The organism is Nostoc sp. CALU 546, assembly GCF_048836525.1.
In genome coordinates, this window is sequence record NZ_JAWJTF010000026.1 from 23,441 (window position 1) to 40,166 (window position 16,726).

Here is a 16,726-nt window from a genome sequence, read left to right on the forward strand (position 1 = left end):
TTGCAGGTCGATGCATTAAAAGTGCAAGTCAATAAACTTGTGTGTACACCGTAGCCTTAAAAAAGGGGGCAAAAAGCTCTCAAAGTCCCTCTTTTTAAGGGGGATTTAGGGGGATCTACAACGATTTTGGTTTTCTAGAAAGATGTGTGTACACCGTAGCCTAAAAGGAGAGAGGCTTCTCTTTCAGAGACGGTAACGTGAATGCCAACGAGACGCTGCGCGAACGAAGAGAAGGGACTAGTACTTGATTTATAATCAGCGAAAATGAGCATTAATGATATTGAAGTCTTGCTCTAATTGTTTGCCAAAATTGAATTTTTGGATAACTTCATCTCAGGAGTAACTATAAGTCTTGAAATCTTTGATTTGTTTGACTAAATCAGAGTTGTCTTGCTGCATGAAGCTTCCCCTACTGTTCTGCTAGTACTTTGATTTCATAAAGTTCTCGCTGAATGAAATTGGATGTAAACATCAAGCGCTTACCACTACTGTTTACAAAAAAGAATCTCTGATTACGAGATTGATGGCTAAATTTGATTTGTTCCCCTCGGCAAGAGTAGATTTTACCCCGAATTAAATTGGTAGATTTAAACATTTTCCACCTCCTTATCAAAAACCTACTTACAGCAGAATTCAGAAGTCAGAATTAGCTACGCCCCACTGCACTCAGCACTCTTCATTTCACCAGCTTGAAATTCGCTGTATGTCGTAAGTAAATCTGTCTCGGTAAGGAGTATCATCGTTTCTACACCAACTCTGCCAAAGTCAGGCTCTAGCCCTAATACCATCTCAATGACATACATCCATCTGCCATATTCAGGTGTGTAGCTGCGTACAATCCCTTCTCCACCAACAAAGCTCACCCATTGGGCATTGCGAAACTTAGGCCTCCTCATGAAGGTTGCAGTCATGTGTAAGACTCCTCTAATTAATAGTTGATACCTTTTGTTTTATTAAAAAAAATCAAAGATCCTCTATATCTTTTTAAGTAAAAATGTAAGATATAACCTGTACCTTTGGAATGTTTTAGGTGCAGATTATACAATTTATACGTAATTGAAACGTTGATTCAAACATTTGATCGAGGAAGGCAGGAGGCAGAGGGCAGGAGGCAGTAGGCAAGAGACAGAAAGGTTTTAAGATTTAATCTTTTGAATACTTGACACTAAAATTCTTTGAAACCTATCGACTTCTTCCAAAATAGGAGTAAATAGTTCAGGCGATGCTAATCCGACTTCCTTAGAAATAATCAATTGAGTATCAAGTTCTCGAAGCGAACCTAAAGCAATGTGTAGAAATTGGATATATTCGTTCTGCGTCCGTCTTCCATAACCTTCTCTAACGAGACGCTGCGCGAACAGCTATATTTGATGGCACGGAAACTGCCGAGCGTCTAATCTGGCTAGTTAATCCGTAGAGTTCAGATTTCGGGAATTTTTCGGTAAGTCGATAGCAGTTAATGGCAAGCTTGACACCACGCTGCCAAATAAATTGTTCTCTATAACTCATGGCGCAAGCAAGAAGTTTGAAGTAGGAAGTTGGGAGAAATTACATCATTATACACCTCCTGCCTCCTGCCTCCTGCCTCCTGCCTCCTGCCTCCTGCCTCCTTGAAGAATTACGAATTATCTGTGCCTCGTCCAGTCAAATTTGCAATCATCAATACCAATTCAGTAAGCTCAATCGGTTTAGCGAGATGCATTTGGAAACCAGCATCAATTGCCCTTTGCCGCTCTTGCTCGGTGGCATAGGCAGTAATTGCTGCTGCTGGAATTTGTCCCCCAGCTTCAGTTTCAAGCGCTCTCACCTGACGAATCAGGGAGTAACCATCCTCATCTGGCATCCCAATATCTGCTAGAAGCACATCATATTTGCCAGGGGATTCAGTTAAAGCAGCGATCGCTTCCTTTGCCGATGTCACAACCACTACTTCAGCCCCAAACTCTTCTAACATCCACTTTAATAAGTCGCGGCTATCCTCTTGATCGTCTACAGACAAGATGCATAATCCTTCAAGGGTAAGGGGTGGATTTTTACCATCTAATGTATCTGGAGTCTCTGATAAAATGCTCGGCTCTAAATAAGTTGGTGGTGTAATCTCCGGTGGCATTAAGCGCAGAGGCAGCCTGACAATGATCGTAGTTCCTAGTCCCTCACCTGGACTTTGCGCTTGAACTGTTCCACCATGAAGTTCTATCAGATGACGGACGATTGACAAGCCTAATCCAAGTCCCTGACTTGTTTTGCTGCTGCTGGAATCTCCTTGACGGAAGCGATCGAAAATATATGGCAGCAAGTCTTCCCGGATGCCAATTCCTGTGTCGCTGACTCGAAGTTCAGCGTGAGTAGATACAGCTTCGAGTATAATTCCCACTCGCCCACCGGCTGGAGTGAACTTAATGGCATTAGAAAGTAAATTCCACAGAACTTGCTGTAAACGGTCAAAATCTCCGACAACCGTCGCCGAGTTCAACTGTGAAACAATTTCAATGCTTTTCGCCTCTGCGGAAAATTGGATAGACTCAATGGCGGCATCCACTACTGAAACTAGATCGATTAGACGAGTATTTAAATGAAGCTTGCCACTCGTAATTCGGGAGACATCCAGCATATCATCGATTAACTGACCTTGCACTTTAGCACTCCGCTCCACAACTTCCCAGGCACGAATGACTGCTTCTGAATCTAAATTGCGGGTGCGGAAAAGTTGCGCCCAGCCCAGTATAGTATTAAGCGGGTTACGAAGTTCATGGGAGAGGTTCGACAGGAATTCATCTTTGGCTCGGTTGGCAATTTCTGCTTGTTGACGGGCTGACTGCTCCTGCGCTAGTAGCTCGGATCGCTCTAACTCTAAGTGTTTGTGATCGCTGATATCTTCAATGGTCAGCAAAATCATTTGAGCCTCGCCCTGTTCAATAATTTTCCACCCATTGAGCAGCATGGTTTTCTCCCCAATCCGCTCAAAACTATGCTCTACTTCCCAGTTGTTAATACTGGTATCGTTGGCGAGAATTTCTTCTAAGAGCGATCGCAGTTCTGGCAGGTTCCATTGACCGTTCCCTAGTTCAAAAATCAGAGATTGGGCTGTCTCTGATGGTGAAACCTGAAATGTTTCATAAAACGAGCGATTGGCTTTGTTCACCCGGAAATCCGCATCAAGGACGATTAAGGGCACTTGTACTGTCTCCACAATCGCTTCAGCATAATTTCTGGCTTGTTCTAAGGTTGCGGCACTGCGTTTAAGAACATCAATATCTATTAACACCAACACTACACCGTCAATCTTGTTTTCTGTAGTGCGATAAGGACGGATGCGGAGGTTGTACCAATGTCCCCCCAGAGTTTGGACTTCTAATTCTTTGATGCTGAGTGTGTCAAGAACCTCCAAAATTATAGTTTCTAACTCAGGAACATCGAGATTTGCTCTGATGTCGCTCAAAGGTCGTCCAGCATCGGTGGGAATCAAATTGAAAAGTCGCTGCGCCATTGGCGTAAAACGTCGAATGCGTAAGTCCAAAGTCAATATCAAAATGGGAATATTAATACTGGCAAGCAAATTCGTGAGATCGTTATTAACTTGGTGTAATTCCAGATTTCGACTACGAAGTTCTTCATTAGTGGTGTTGAGTTCTTCGTTAGTTGCTTGAATCTCTTCTTTGGCAGTTTCTAGCTCCTCATTGGTGCTTTGCAACTCTTCATTACTAGAGAGGATTTCTTCATTGGCAACTTTCAGGTCTTGATTGATATGCTCCTGCTCTTGGATCACCGCTTGCAGATATTCTTGAGTTGCAGCCCGCTCTTTGATGGCGGTTGCAAGTTCAAGCCTGAGCTGAACAATCTCCTGCGCTAAGTCTGACTGCTCTTCGCTCTCAGAATTTACTGTGCTGGGGTTGTTAATTGTGAGTGGGGCTGATTCAAATAAAACTAGAAAGTAGAGTTCTTCGCCAGTCCCAGGGTTGAATGGAATCACCTCAAGATTGATGATTTTTGAAAGATCGCCCTCTTCAATTCGTAACCCTTCTCTTCTAACTAGAATTTTTTGCCGTTGTGCCTGATAAATTGTCGCCCGTAGCTCGATGAGCAAACCCTCGCGCACCATTTTGAATAAGTTAAGACTCGGTTTCCCCGGTACAAGTTTGAGGTAGAGATCGATTTCTCCCCGAAATTGCAGCACGTCCATCTTGTCGTTGATTACTACACCCACTGGGGCATAGTGATTCAAGATTAGTTGGTCAGTTTTTTTCTCTAAATCAAACTCATCCGATGGATTCTCATTGGTCGGCTTTGATTCGTCCACTTTTACTATCGGATAATTGCTGGTAATGAACGAAAAAGTTGGACGAATTGCAGTTAGCTTTTTACTATAGATTTTATACTTTTTGTCAATCTGAATAAACAAGTCCGAATATTTACCTGTGCTTTCTGAAGTCCCTAGCAGTAAAAAGCCAGTGGGATTAAGACTGTAATGAAAGATGGGCAATATCCGTTTTTGCAACGTTTCGTCCAAGTAAATCAGTACATTCCGGCAGCTAATTAAATCTAAGTTAGAAAAAGGGGGATCACTGCCCAAGTCTTGCCTAGCAAACACACACAGTTCGCGGACAGCTTTACTAATTTGATATCCACCGCCTTCAAGGGCATTAAAAAATCTGCGGCGGCTCTCTAGTGAGACTTCCACCATTTGATTCTCTGCATAAATACCCGTTCTCGCTTTGTCAATCGCTATCTCGCTGATGTCTGTGGCAAAAATCTGGATCGGCGGCGAGGTGACTTTATTTGATAAAAACTCCAGCAAGGAGATAGCGATGGAATACACTTCTTCACCCGTCGAACACCCAGCTACCCAAATCCGAATCGGCAACTCTGTTGATTTGTTTTGGATGATGGTAGGAAAGACTCGCTCTTTCAACACTTCAAATGCTTCGGGATCGCGGAAAAAATGGGTGACGTGGATCAGAATTTCTTCATAGAGCGCCTTGACTTCACCCGGATTGTTTTGCAAATACTCGGCATAATCCTCCAAGCGTTCTAGTTTATACAACAGCATTCGCCTCTGAATTCGGCGATCGAGGGTGTTGGGCTTGTAGTGGCTGAAGTCAACGCCAGTTTGCGATCGCAGTAATACAAATATAGTCGCCAGGGCATCTCCCTGTTCGGGCAACTTCTCAACCGCGATCAGTGGCAATGACTTAGAAATAAAAGGATTGCGACTGAGGTTTACCAGTTCCTCGGCGATTTTTTGCGGCGGTAGCACAAAATCCACATTCCCGGTGGCAACAGCAGTATTGGGCATACTATCGAATTTTGCCGTGTCTTCACACTGAGCAAAAGTCACGCCTCCAGCTGCCTTGATTGCCTTTAGCCCTAGTGAACCGTCTCCATCTGCTCCAGATAAAACAACTGCGATCGCTTTGTGCCCTCGATCTGCTGCCAATGAAGTAAAGAATGCATCAGCAGGCATATATTTACCATGAACTTTCTCTCGCGGCGTGAGTTGCAACACTCCACCAGACAGCATCATCTTAGTGTTAGGCGGAATAATGTAAACCTGGTTAGGTTTCACAGTCACGCCGTCTCGCACTTCATTGACGGGCATTGAAGTTGTTCTTCCTAGAATCTCGCTCAACAGACTCTTGTGGTTAGGATCTAAGTGTTGAATCAGCACAAATGCCATCCCTGTATCGGTAAGCAAATGCTTAAGTACCTGCGTAAATGCCTCTAATCCACCCGCAGAGGCGGCAATGCCAACGATGGGAAATAAAGCATCTGCAATTTCTTGCTGCTCTACGTCGGACGCTTCATTTGCGGTAGATTCAGATACAGGTTGTTCAGAGGGGCGATCGGATGTCATAAGATAAAATTTAGTAACGCAATGCTTTGGCGGCTAAGGTTTGTATTTTAGGTTGGTTTTACCAAATAAAAGCAGGAGGCAGGAAGAAAATCTATTTTTTGACCTTCGTTACTTTCTTAACAGCACCATAATTTTTTTATGGTAAACAAAAAAATATTTGAATATTCAAAATATATAACCTATAAACAATTTTAATTTTCCTAAATCCCAATCTCTGCTAAAAAGTCTAAAACTAGAATAAATGCAATACCAATAATTCCGCTATTCAAAAGTAAACCTAATTGAGATAATACACACATTTTATAGTTACAAATAAAGGTAGAGGACAGAGGGCAGAAGGCTTTTATGAAAGAAGTATTAATAAAAACTTTAGTTGTGGGTCTAGAGCCGCACTAGTATAAAAAGATTTGTGTCGATAGCGCCGGCGGCAAGCGAGTCAGACGCTCCTGCGTCGCTAACGCTGCGCTATCGAGCGTCGCGGAAAGTGCCACAAGACACAAGGCTTCCAAGATCAATCCCGCATTTTTAAACGTGGGTTCCCTTCTGCCAACTGAGCCTTCTGAATTCTGAATTCTGAATTCTTCTTCAACAACAGTGTTTACCATAACATCCTATTGTTAGAGTTTATGTTTGAATAGATGTTTTAATAGCGTATATTTTATATAGAATGTATATTTTGTTAACAAATTTTCTGATATATAAACAGGGCTTGGTTGTAGTTTTTTTAACTATCTCCTGTAACTGATTCCAATTCTAGAGACAGCGAATGTGTATCTCTGGATGTTGAGGCAGGTAAGTACACTGTAAATTGAGTGCCTCTGCCTACTTGACTGTAAACATTGACAAAACCACCGTGATTTTTAATAATACCCAACACCGTGGAAAGTCCTAAACCCGTACCTTTTCCTACCTCTTTGGTAGTGAAAAATGGTTCAAAAATTCGTTCTTGAACTTCCGACGACATCCCCATCCCAGTATCCGTCACCACGATCGCAATATAAGAACCCACTTTCGCATCAATATTTATCTGGGCAGAATGTTCGCCAATCACCAGATTTTCCGCCGCAATCCTCAAAATACCGCCACTAGGCATAGCATCGCGGGCGTTGACTACTAAATTTATCAGTACTTGATGTAATTGAGTTATATCTCCGCGAACGTACCAGAGATTTTTAGAGATATCTATCTGGCAAATAATGGAATTAGGAAATGTTTGAGCGATAATTTGCTCAATTTCTGCCATCAAAGGCTGAATTTGGACAATTGTTCGTTTGCCTTCAATACCTCGTGCAAAAGATAATACTTGCTTGAGCAAATTAGCACCGCGTTTAACATTATTTTCTAAAGTTTGCAGTATTTGCTGACTCTGCGGATCGGGCAATTTCCTCTGCAACAGTTGAACTGACATTAAAATTGGGGATAGTATATTGTTCAGGTCATGGGCGATACCGCCAGCTAAAGTACCAATACTCTCCAAACGTTGCGATCGCAAAAGTTGAGCTTCCAGTTGTTTCTGCTGTGTGATTTCGGTGTTCACACTCAAAATGGATTTGGGTTGTCCATTATCATGTCGTATCAGTGTCCACCGACTTTCAACGATAATTACTTTACCTTCCCTTGTCAGTTGATGCAACTCACCCCGCCACTCACCCGTATTCATCACCGTTAAGTAAGCATCTTCTAGCTGTGGTGAAATCTCTTTATACAAAAGTTGCAAAACATTCTTACCCACAACTTCCTCAGCCTTCCAGCCGTACAAACTCTGGGCACCTTTATTCCAAAACAAAATTTGGTTGCGGATATTTCGTACCACAATTGCGTCAGTTGATACATCCAACAGCGCTGCTTGTTCACGAATTTTCTGTTCTGCCTGTTTTTGCTGAGTTACATCTCGTATCAGTGCTAAATGGATGAACGTCCCATCAGATTCGTTAAGCAGTGGTACAGCATGAGTTTCCATGTAGCGGCGAGTGCCTTTAAATCCAACGATTTCAAACTCCAAAGTTCCCTTGTTACCTTGGCAGATACTTTTATGCAAGTCGGCAAAGGCTGCTCTATACTCTGGTAAAATTACAGCATCAACTGGTTTGCCAATCAAAACATCAGCACTTTCCACTTCCATCATCGCCAGCCCTTCTGCATTGATTTCTAAAAGGGTTCCATCCCTGGCAATTAAGTTGATACATTCTGGTTCTGCATCTATCATGGCTCGTAAACGATTTTCGCTTTGGCGTAGGGCCAATTCCGTCTGCTGAAGTTGCCTGATATAGCGCCACAACAAGTCATACAGCAGCGCCACCAGCACCAAATCCACAATAGCCGCGATAAAAAATGTAACTATCGCCTTTTGAGAAATTGCTTGCGACTGTTGCATTCCCTGCTGTAATAAATTTTGCTCTACCTCTAAAAAGTCGTGAATAAGCTGTTGGATTTCTTTGCTGTTTTGCTTGTCTTTGACAGATAAAATTCTCTGTCGAACTGCTTCAAATCCTTGGTTTTGTCTGAGGGAAATCTCTTGTTGCAAAATGTTGAGTCTACTGTTAATTTTCGGCTCCAGCAAAGAAACCCACTGCTGCTTTTGATGGTTATCAGCAGTCAACTTACTGAGAGTCTGAATGTTGCGATTAGTTTGTTCATAAGCTACAAGATAAGTTTTTAGGTCATCTGCATCTGCTGTAATTAAGTAATTACGTTGTGCAGTCTCAGTATCTTGGAGTGTAGATTGGATACTTTCAACTTGGGTAATAACTTTATATGAGGATGTCACCCATTGCTGGTTGTAAATCAGCTTAACAGTGTTGCCGTAGGAGACTACAGCATTAGTGAATATAACTGCCAATGCTAGGACGAATATTGCTTTCAGCTTTTGGATTCGATACCATTTTTTGCTCATGCGATCGCCCTTTCTGCCGCAGATGACCTCCATCAGTTTAAATTAAAGATTACAAACAAATACTGAGAATATTTTAAAGATTTAAATAGCACTGGTAATAAAATATAATCTGTGATAGGTGTAAATATTTGGATTTTTTGGGATGGTGATTTATACATAGTAGTAACAAAGAAATCCGCTAATTTTTAATATAAATTTAAATTCATTTTTAGCCATAATGTTGTCTCATTTAAGTGATTAGCCGGACTTAATATAAAATCTCTAGCAGATAAGTAGGTAAATTGGCATGAGTGAAACTCCAGAAACGATTTTCAGCAAAATTATTAGTCGGGAAATTCCCGCTGATATTGTTTATGAGGATAATTTGTCCCTGGCATTTAAAGACATCCATCCCCAAGCGCCCGTTCACATCCTCGTGATTCCCAAAAAACCCATTGCTCAACTAGCTGATGCTGAATCTGAAGATCATGCTCTGTTGGGGCATCTTTTGTTAACCGTCAAACGTGTTGCAGAAGAAGCTGGGCTGAAAAATGGTTATCGAGTTGTCATCAACACTGGTGATGACGGCGGACAAACAGTCCATCACTTACATTTGCACATTTTGGGAGGACGGCAGTTAGACTGGCCCCCTGGTTGATAAAACCAATTCGCAATTCGCAATTCGCACTCTTGCTAACGCCCCGCTACCCTAACGCAATTAAACCAAGACAGACACTTCGGGGTGGGGTTTCTACGTGCCTTGCTATACAAGGATTATTTCGCGCCACTTGCGGGCGTTAGCGTAGCGGGACGAAGTACGTGATAAAACCAGATGAATTGCGTCTCTAAACGCGGTTCATCACCAAAAGAAATTACTGTCATAATCAATACCTATGTAATATTTCTTTACAAATCTCCATTTTGCTTCTAATGTAATAAACATAGGTAAGCAAATTTGCTTATCCAAATCATAAATAACTAACCGCACTTATAAAACAATGACAACAACCTTACAACGTCGCGAAAGCGCCAACGTATGGGATCGATTCTGCGAATGGATCACCAGCACCAACAACCGGATTTACATCGGTTGGTTCGGCGTAGTAATGATTCCAACCTTGCTAGCCGCAACCGCTTGCTTCGTAATCGCCTTCATCGCCGCTCCTCCAGTAGACATCGATGGTATCCGCGAACCAGTAGCAGGTTCCTTGATTTACGGAAACAACATCATCTCCGGTGCAGTTGTTCCTTCCTCCAACGCAATTGGCTTGCACTTCTACCCAATCTGGGAAGCAGCTTCTCTTGATGAGTGGCTGTACAACGGCGGCCCTTACCAACTAGTAGTTTTCCACTTCTTGATTGGCGTATTCTGCTACATGGGTCGTGAATGGGAACTATCCTACCGCTTAGGAATGCGTCCTTGGATTGCGATCGCATATTCTGCACCTGTTGCAGCAGCAACCGCAGTATTCTTGGTATACCCAATCGGACAAGGTTCATTCTCTGATGGTATGCCTTTGGGTATCTCAGGAACATTCAACTTCATGATCGTGTTCCAAGCAGAACACAACATCTTGATGCACCCCTTCCACCAACTAGGTGTAGCTGGTGTATTCGGCGGAAGTTTGTTCAGTGCAATGCACGGTTCTTTGGTTACATCTTCCTTGGTTCGTGAAACAACCGAAACCGAATCACAAAACTACGGTTACAAATTCGGTCAAGAAGAAGAAACCTACAACATCGTTGCGGCTCACGGCTACTTCGGTCGTCTAATCTTCCAATACGCTTCCTTCAACAACAGCCGTTCACTGCACTTCTTCTTAGCAGCATGGCCTGTAATCGGCATCTGGTTCACCGCCTTGGGTGTAAGCACAATGGCGTTCAACTTGAACGGTTTCAACTTCAACCAATCAATCATTGACTCTGAAGGTCGTGTGATTGCAACTTGGGCGGATGTAATCAACCGCGCTAACCTGGGTATGGAAGTAATGCACGAGCGCAATGCTCACAACTTCCCTCTAGATTTGGCTGCTGGCGATTCTGCTCCTGTAGCTCTCACTGCTCCTGCTATCAACGGTTAATTCTGAAGTTTAGCTAAATTAAAAAGCGCTCTCCCTTTCGGGAGAGCGCTTTTTAGTATTCTCTACTTGAGTGTGCGGTAGTGTAAAAACAACTCACTTCCAATCTGACGAGTTTCAACGAGTTGGAGATGAGGAGCAGCATAAGGAACAAAACCTTCTCCCTCTACTGGGCTAGGGGCGTGCTTTCCTCCATAAATAACTGGCCAAATTGTCAACCACCAATCGTCAATTCGCTCTGCGTGCACTAAAGCAGCTGTTAAAGAGCCACCTCCCAAAGCAACTACCTTGTTAATACCCCGCTCTGCCATCAAGCTGTAAGCCCGATCCCAGTCCAGGTCTGTATCTCCCAAATCAATTAATTCAGCCAGTTTTTGTAAGGTTGTTGTATCAGAATTGCGTTCCAAACCAGTTCGTGTTGTAAATATCCATCGCTCAATGTCCTGACTTAAAAAAGGCAAGTCCAGCGCTAAGTCAAGGGAACCTGAGACAACGCAGGTAATAGGCTGGGGAGACTGACCCCGAACCTTACGTGCTGCCAAAAGTTCGGGATTGCGAATTGTAAAAGTTACCCCCTCAGCCCGAATTGTCCCTGCTCCTACCAGAATTAGATCAGCAAGGGAGACTTGATACTCCACGTGTGCTTGATCATCTGGATCGGATTCACGAGGCGCTTTAGGATCTACGGCGCTAATTTTTCCATCGGCCGTCATCGCAAGAACTACAGTTGTTTGGATAGCTGACATGATTACGTTTTGACAATTCTTTATAATTTTACCTTTTTGAATTCTTTGACATGAATAGTTGTTGCATTGTGCTTTAAATCACTTTCTAAGCTATGGCTAAAGGTGGTAAAAGAATTGTTGTTGGATGATTGTATCTACACAAGAGTCTAATAAGAGTCAATTTTTTACACCTAAGAGATTGTCATGACCAAACACATATCTGCGATCGCAGTTGTCTTAATTTTAATTTTGGGGTTTGCATCTCCAGTTCAAGCTGCAACTCCCCGTTCGACTTGGGTGGAAAATGAAATTTACCAATACAATCATCCCTTTGCTTCTCAATTGCCTCAAGAACTGGAAACGAAGATACAAAAGATGAAAGCTAGCCCATTCGCCTTTTATCGAGGGACGGCTCACATTTTTTATCGTGATATGCAGACCTTGCCAAGTTCAGAATTTGTGAATTCTTCAACATCAGCCATCTGGTTAGAGGGAGATATGCATCTGCAAAATATTGGAGGCATAAGAGATAGTAACGATAACAACGTTTTTGACACCACTGATTTTGATGAAGGCTATCTTGGCCCCTACGTTTGGGACTTGCGACGGATGGCAGTCTCCATTCTGTTGGCAGCTAAAGAAAACGGTATTAGCTCAAGCGATGCTCAGGATATTGTCAGGAATTTTTTGGATGCTTATCTGAACAAGATGAGTGACTTTAAGGGAACCAATGATGAACTGTCATATCGTTTGGAATCCAGCAATACGAATGGTGTGGTCAAAGATTTGATTGAAAAGGTATCAGATAAGAGCCGTTTGAAGTTTTTAAATAAATATACGCAGTTAAATAACAGCAACAATCGAGTATTCCAAACAACTTTGGAACTTAAGTCTGTATCTGCCAGTACCTATTCAGACATTGCTGAGGCTATGAGCAGCTACATCGCTTCAATTCCGAGCAGTAAGCGCTACAACAATAGTTACTACACCCTCAAAGACATTCGCCTCAAATTAGGTTCAGGCATTGGTAGTCTTGGAAAGTACCGATATTACTTATTGATTGAGGGCCCAAGTTCAGCAACCGACGACGATCGCATTTTGGAAATGAAGCAGGAAGGTAATAGCGCAGTTGCGATCGCAGTTCCAGGTTTGCTGCCAAGTTCAGTCTACGGAAACCAAGAAGGGGCAAGAGTGACAATCGCCACGAAAGCAATGCTCTCTAATACTGATCCATTGCTTGGCTATACTACGGTCACTAGCATTCCCTTTATGCTGCATGAAAAATCACCCTATCAAGTGGACTTTGATTATACTTTGCTAACCACTAAGTCAAAATTCATGGATGCAATGGGGTATGCAGGGAAGGTTGTTGCCAAGAACCATGCAATCTCAGATAAAGACTACGATGCTGCGATTATTCCCCTAAGCGTTGACAAAGAAGTAACTGATATTGTGAGCGGTAACAAGGCTGTATTCAAAGACGAAATTATTAACTTTGCGGTGGACTATGCAACTCAAGTCGAGTATGACTACACCAGTTTTGTTAATGCTTATAACCAAAAGGTGACACTCTAATTTTAGTCAAGTCGCTCGCTTTTCTACGAGACGCTACGCGATCGCTCCAATTAAAAATTCTTAAAATTAATAAGCAAGACGCTCCTTCTGCCGCCTGCCTTCTGCCTCCTGCCTTCTGCCTCCTGCCTCCTGCCTCCTGCCTCCTGCCTTCTGCCTCCTGCCTTCTGCCTTCTCCCTCCTGCCTTCTGCCTCCTGCCTTCTTTAATAATGTGTTTCCCTTGGTGTAATTACTATTTCAACTTAAATTCGTCAAACTTCAATACTTCTGAATCAGGCTTGCGAGTATCAAAACGATAACTACTTATCGTACCTGTTCCTGTATCAAAGATACTGAAAACTGTAATATCATTACTCGCAATATAAGGCATCGGTTTCCCATCCTCGCCCAGCAAGGGAGCAATTGTTGGCACTATTGGTTCTAAACCATTAGGATCACCAAGCTTAACATAATCTTCTTGATATCCAATTGGCACTTCTCGCTTTCTGTCACCCCAAGCAGCACCGTAAGTATTGCCCACATTGGAAGTTTCTAGAAAGTGCATTCCACTGGAACTAACAAAGCGATTCCACAAATGGGAATGCCCATAAAATACTAATTGGACATTAGCAGATTCTAATAAAGGGACAACATCACGAATAATATAATCTGCGTCTTTGGGGTACTCATAACGCACTGCTTTGATATTATTACCATCCCGTTCAATTATTTGAACTGGTTCTGTATAAGCAGGAACTATATTATCACCCAAAGTATGGGGTGGATGATGGAACATTACAACTTTGTATTTTGCTTGTTTAAACTCAGGGCTGTTGAGTTCTGCCTCTAGCCAATTGTACTGTTTGCTGCCTTTAGCAATTGGCTCATAAATCACCTGTCCATAACCCCAATTTTCAGGATTATTTAAATCCCTTTCGGCTTCCTGATATCTACCCCTACGCTTTCTATCTAAGCTGGGAGTCCGCCACATATTCGTAGCGAACAGTACCACCAAACGTACATTCCCAAAGCTAACTGCATAATACTTTTTTCCACCATCTTTACTTTTTGGTAAAGAGAAAATCTCTTCATAGGTATTAGTATTAAAAGAATTATCTATTAAAGATTTGTCTCGGTAGATTCTTTGAGCAACGGCACGGGGAATTGTATCATCAAATTCATCATTTAAACTTCCCGTCCTGGCAAAACGCCCCATCACCTCATGATTGCCAATGCAAGTAAACATGGGTGCGTGTTGAATTATTTGTCCACCAGTGTATGTTGTCTTAACGTCGTTATGCGTCATGTCATATTTAGCACGACCTTGCAAACCGGGAAACAATGCACCACCACTATTATCATCAAACCATTCTGAGGCGCGATCGCTAACATTCACCAAATCACCAGCAAACCATACTCCATCAACTCGTCCAATTGTTTCTACCACCTTTTGCAGATTTGCTGCTGTCATCGGCTTTAATTGATGATCTGAGGTGAGTAAAATTTTTAATGGTGTATCTGTTTTGGGAGTAGCTGCAAGGGTAAAAACATCACTGTTAACCCTCTCACCATCTTCTCGCACACTCGTAACACGATAATTTACCCTCACATCAGGAGTTAAGCCAGTTACCTCAGCCTCATGTCGCCAAATTTCACGCTGGACGGGTTTTTGATAAACTTCGCCGTCTTTGGTTTGGTTTGCAACTCTTGACTCTTGGTCTTCACGCGTGCGAGTGAGTTTGGTAGTACTTGCCTTAGCAGTTTGTTTGAAATTTTCACCGTAAGTTACTGTGTGATTAACACCAGCAAACTCAGTAAACCAAACTACTCGCACTGAGGTTTCCGTTGGCAGTTGCAAAAATGGATCGGTGAGCAGTTGGGGTGCTGATGTCATAATTGATTGCCCAAATGAACGCACACTTATCAGAGTAAAGCATACAACAAGCACAAAAATAGCCACTGAGGAGATTTTACGGCTACTTAAACGTCTAAGCATGAGTGAAATACCAAATTTTTCGGGTCAGGACTTACATAAACAATAGCCGAAACCCTGATTTTCAGGCAATTTATGTAGCCGCTGCGTGTCTACTTTTACGAGAAAGCTTTCGCCAACAAACTAAACGGTTTAGTTTAAAAAGGTAAAAAAAGTAAATTTTTGACTACTAGATGTCTATTGTTAATGACTAATAACTTCTTGAGAAGTTAGGATGAAATCACTACGAACTTCAGTTGAGATATTTCCTCTTGAGCTAAATCAAAGCATCAAACAGCAACGCTTCTTCCGTCAAATTTTACCGATTTATAGTAAATTTAAATTACTAATAACATGCCAAATCGTCGTTATCCTCCCGCCTACTTACGCTATCTCAGAGCCAGGTTATGGAATCTAGGACGACCTGGTTTTTGGGGAACTGCAATTTTTTTATCTGTAGTAGGGCTAGTAACCTGGGAATACTGGTCAAATCCAGATATTTTCGTTTATAAGCAAAAAAATCAAGTTGCTCCACAACAGCCTGATGAATCCTCCCTGTCAGCAGAAAATAGAGCCATTGCAGCAGATATTGATAACCTGCCAGTTTTGTTTAATGACTTTGAGGAAGCAGCTCTCTCATTAAAGGCAAATACTCCTAATGAAAAGACTGAGGCAAAAAAGAGCACAAGCTTATTAGAAGATGTAATTAACAAACAAAAATCTGCTAGTGATGCTAAATCAAATCCTATAGGCATTAATGGCAACACCTCCCCAGTGATGAAAAATCCCTTTGTCGTACAAACAGAAAATTTATTGCGTACTGGGATAGTTGATAATAATAACCAGTTTCTAGGTCTTAAGACTTTAAATACCGCGTCTGAACCAACAGGGGAGGAAGAAAAGTCCTCTAGCCTGGGTATTGGATTGACTAATCAAACCAATAAGAATCAAAATTCTCTCTCTATCAGTCCTCTGCAAGCAGCACTCAACCAATCAACAAACGAGAAATTGTCTAGCTTTAATGGGACTGCAACTCCGACAAATGCCTTGGGACAAGTCTCTGACCCAGGAACAACGCTAATGCCACCCATCAACAACTTACCCAGTCAGAATTCTCTACCAAGCACTGAGTCAAATCCTAGTACAGGTTATACATCAACGGGTACGAACTTACCACAAAATCCCTACGGTCATTTAAATAATGGTCAGCTAGTACCTAGTAATGGTTTAACTCCTAGTACAGGTTATACATCAACGGGTACGAACTTACCGCAAAATCCCTACGGTCATTTAAATAATGGTCAGCTAGTGCCTAATGTCTCACCAGTGACGCCTTCTGCTACCTTTGCCGCACCAAGTAATATTGCACCTTACTCTAGCCAAAATCCGAGTCAAAGTGTTGTCACACCCACAAACCCTGCGGGATATGGAAATTATGGGTTGCAGCAGCCGACGCAACCACCACAATCTAATTATGGGAATAATGTCTTGCAGCAACCAACACAGTCTAATTCCTTATATCTTCGCCAGATTCGAGACAAGTATAGAAGTCCGGGTCAAAACTGAGTTTAAGCACAAAGCTTAACTGAATTTTATTCAGCTAAGGGAACTCCAAAAAATAAATTATCCAATTTTTGGAATCACAACGACTTTTCCTCCCCCAGCTAAGTGCCCCC

General features: G+C 42.3%; 10 protein-coding genes and 1 pseudogene. 4 read left to right on the plus strand and 7 right to left on the minus strand.

Translation table 11 applies throughout. The annotated features are described in order from the left end of the window. Window positions 1-409: 409 nt before the first annotated feature. The 5 genes and pseudogenes from RRG12_RS15280 to RRG12_RS15300 form a co-directional block, all read right to left on the minus strand. Window positions 410-595, minus strand: coding sequence for a hypothetical protein (locus RRG12_RS15280; RefSeq protein ID WP_069070388.1), 186 nt, complete (start codon window positions 593-595; stop codon window positions 410-412). 55 nt (window positions 596-650) lie between these two features. Beyond that, window positions 651-911: a hypothetical protein gene (locus tag RRG12_RS15285; RefSeq protein WP_069070387.1), complete on the minus strand. Its 261-nt coding sequence runs from the start codon at window positions 909-911 to the stop codon at window positions 651-653. 225 nt (window positions 912-1,136) lie between these two features. Next, window positions 1,137-1,509, minus strand: a pseudogene (locus RRG12_RS15290) (four helix bundle protein). 109 nt (window positions 1,510-1,618) lie between these two features. Then, entirely contained in the window at window positions 1,619-5,851 is a 4,233-nt protein-coding gene (locus RRG12_RS15295) for a chemotaxis protein CheB (protein ID WP_420759883.1), read from the minus strand. A gap of 724 nt (window positions 5,852-6,575) precedes the next feature. Further along, window positions 6,576-8,777 carry a PAS domain S-box protein gene (locus RRG12_RS15300; protein WP_256090966.1) on the minus strand — a complete coding sequence of 734 codons (2,202 nt, stop codon included), beginning with the start codon at window positions 8,775-8,777 and terminating at the stop codon, window positions 6,576-6,578. Between the two features lie 253 nt (window positions 8,778-9,030). Here RRG12_RS15300 and RRG12_RS15305 point away from each other — a divergent pair, with 253 nt between their 5' ends. Further along, the gene (locus RRG12_RS15305) at window positions 9,031-9,381 is read left to right on the plus strand and encodes a histidine triad nucleotide-binding protein (RefSeq protein ID WP_069070385.1); all 351 of its coding nucleotides are present in this window, start codon (window positions 9,031-9,033) and stop codon (window positions 9,379-9,381) included. Between the two features lie 340 nt (window positions 9,382-9,721). Continuing rightward, window positions 9,722-10,804 (plus strand): photosystem II q(b) protein, encoded by a 1,083-nt coding sequence (gene psbA, locus RRG12_RS15310; protein WP_069068940.1) that lies wholly within the window; start codon window positions 9,722-9,724, stop codon window positions 10,802-10,804. Between the two features lie 62 nt (window positions 10,805-10,866). Here psbA and RRG12_RS15315 read toward each other — a convergent pair whose 3' ends face one another. Beyond that, window positions 10,867-11,547: a RibD family protein gene (locus tag RRG12_RS15315; protein ID WP_420759884.1), complete on the minus strand. Its 681-nt coding sequence runs from the start codon at window positions 11,545-11,547 to the stop codon at window positions 10,867-10,869. 183 nt (window positions 11,548-11,730) lie between these two features. Between RRG12_RS15315 and RRG12_RS15320 the strand changes: the two genes are divergently transcribed. Next, on the plus strand, window positions 11,731-13,101 hold the full coding sequence (locus RRG12_RS15320; protein ID WP_420759885.1) for a DUF2252 domain-containing protein: 1,371 nt from the start codon (window positions 11,731-11,733) through the stop codon (window positions 13,099-13,101). 230 nt (window positions 13,102-13,331) lie between these two features. On the opposite strand, the gene RRG12_RS15325 is transcribed toward RRG12_RS15320, so the two are convergent. Beyond that, window positions 13,332-14,972 carry a metallophosphoesterase gene (locus RRG12_RS15325; protein ID WP_420759886.1) on the minus strand — a complete coding sequence of 547 codons (1,641 nt, stop codon included), beginning with the start codon at window positions 14,970-14,972 and terminating at the stop codon, window positions 13,332-13,334. Between the two features lie 432 nt (window positions 14,973-15,404). On the opposite strand from RRG12_RS15325, the gene RRG12_RS15330 reads away from it, so the two are divergent. Then, window positions 15,405-16,616: a hypothetical protein gene (locus tag RRG12_RS15330; protein ID WP_420759887.1), complete on the plus strand. Its 1,212-nt coding sequence runs from the start codon at window positions 15,405-15,407 to the stop codon at window positions 16,614-16,616. Window positions 16,617-16,726 lie beyond the last annotated feature (110 nt).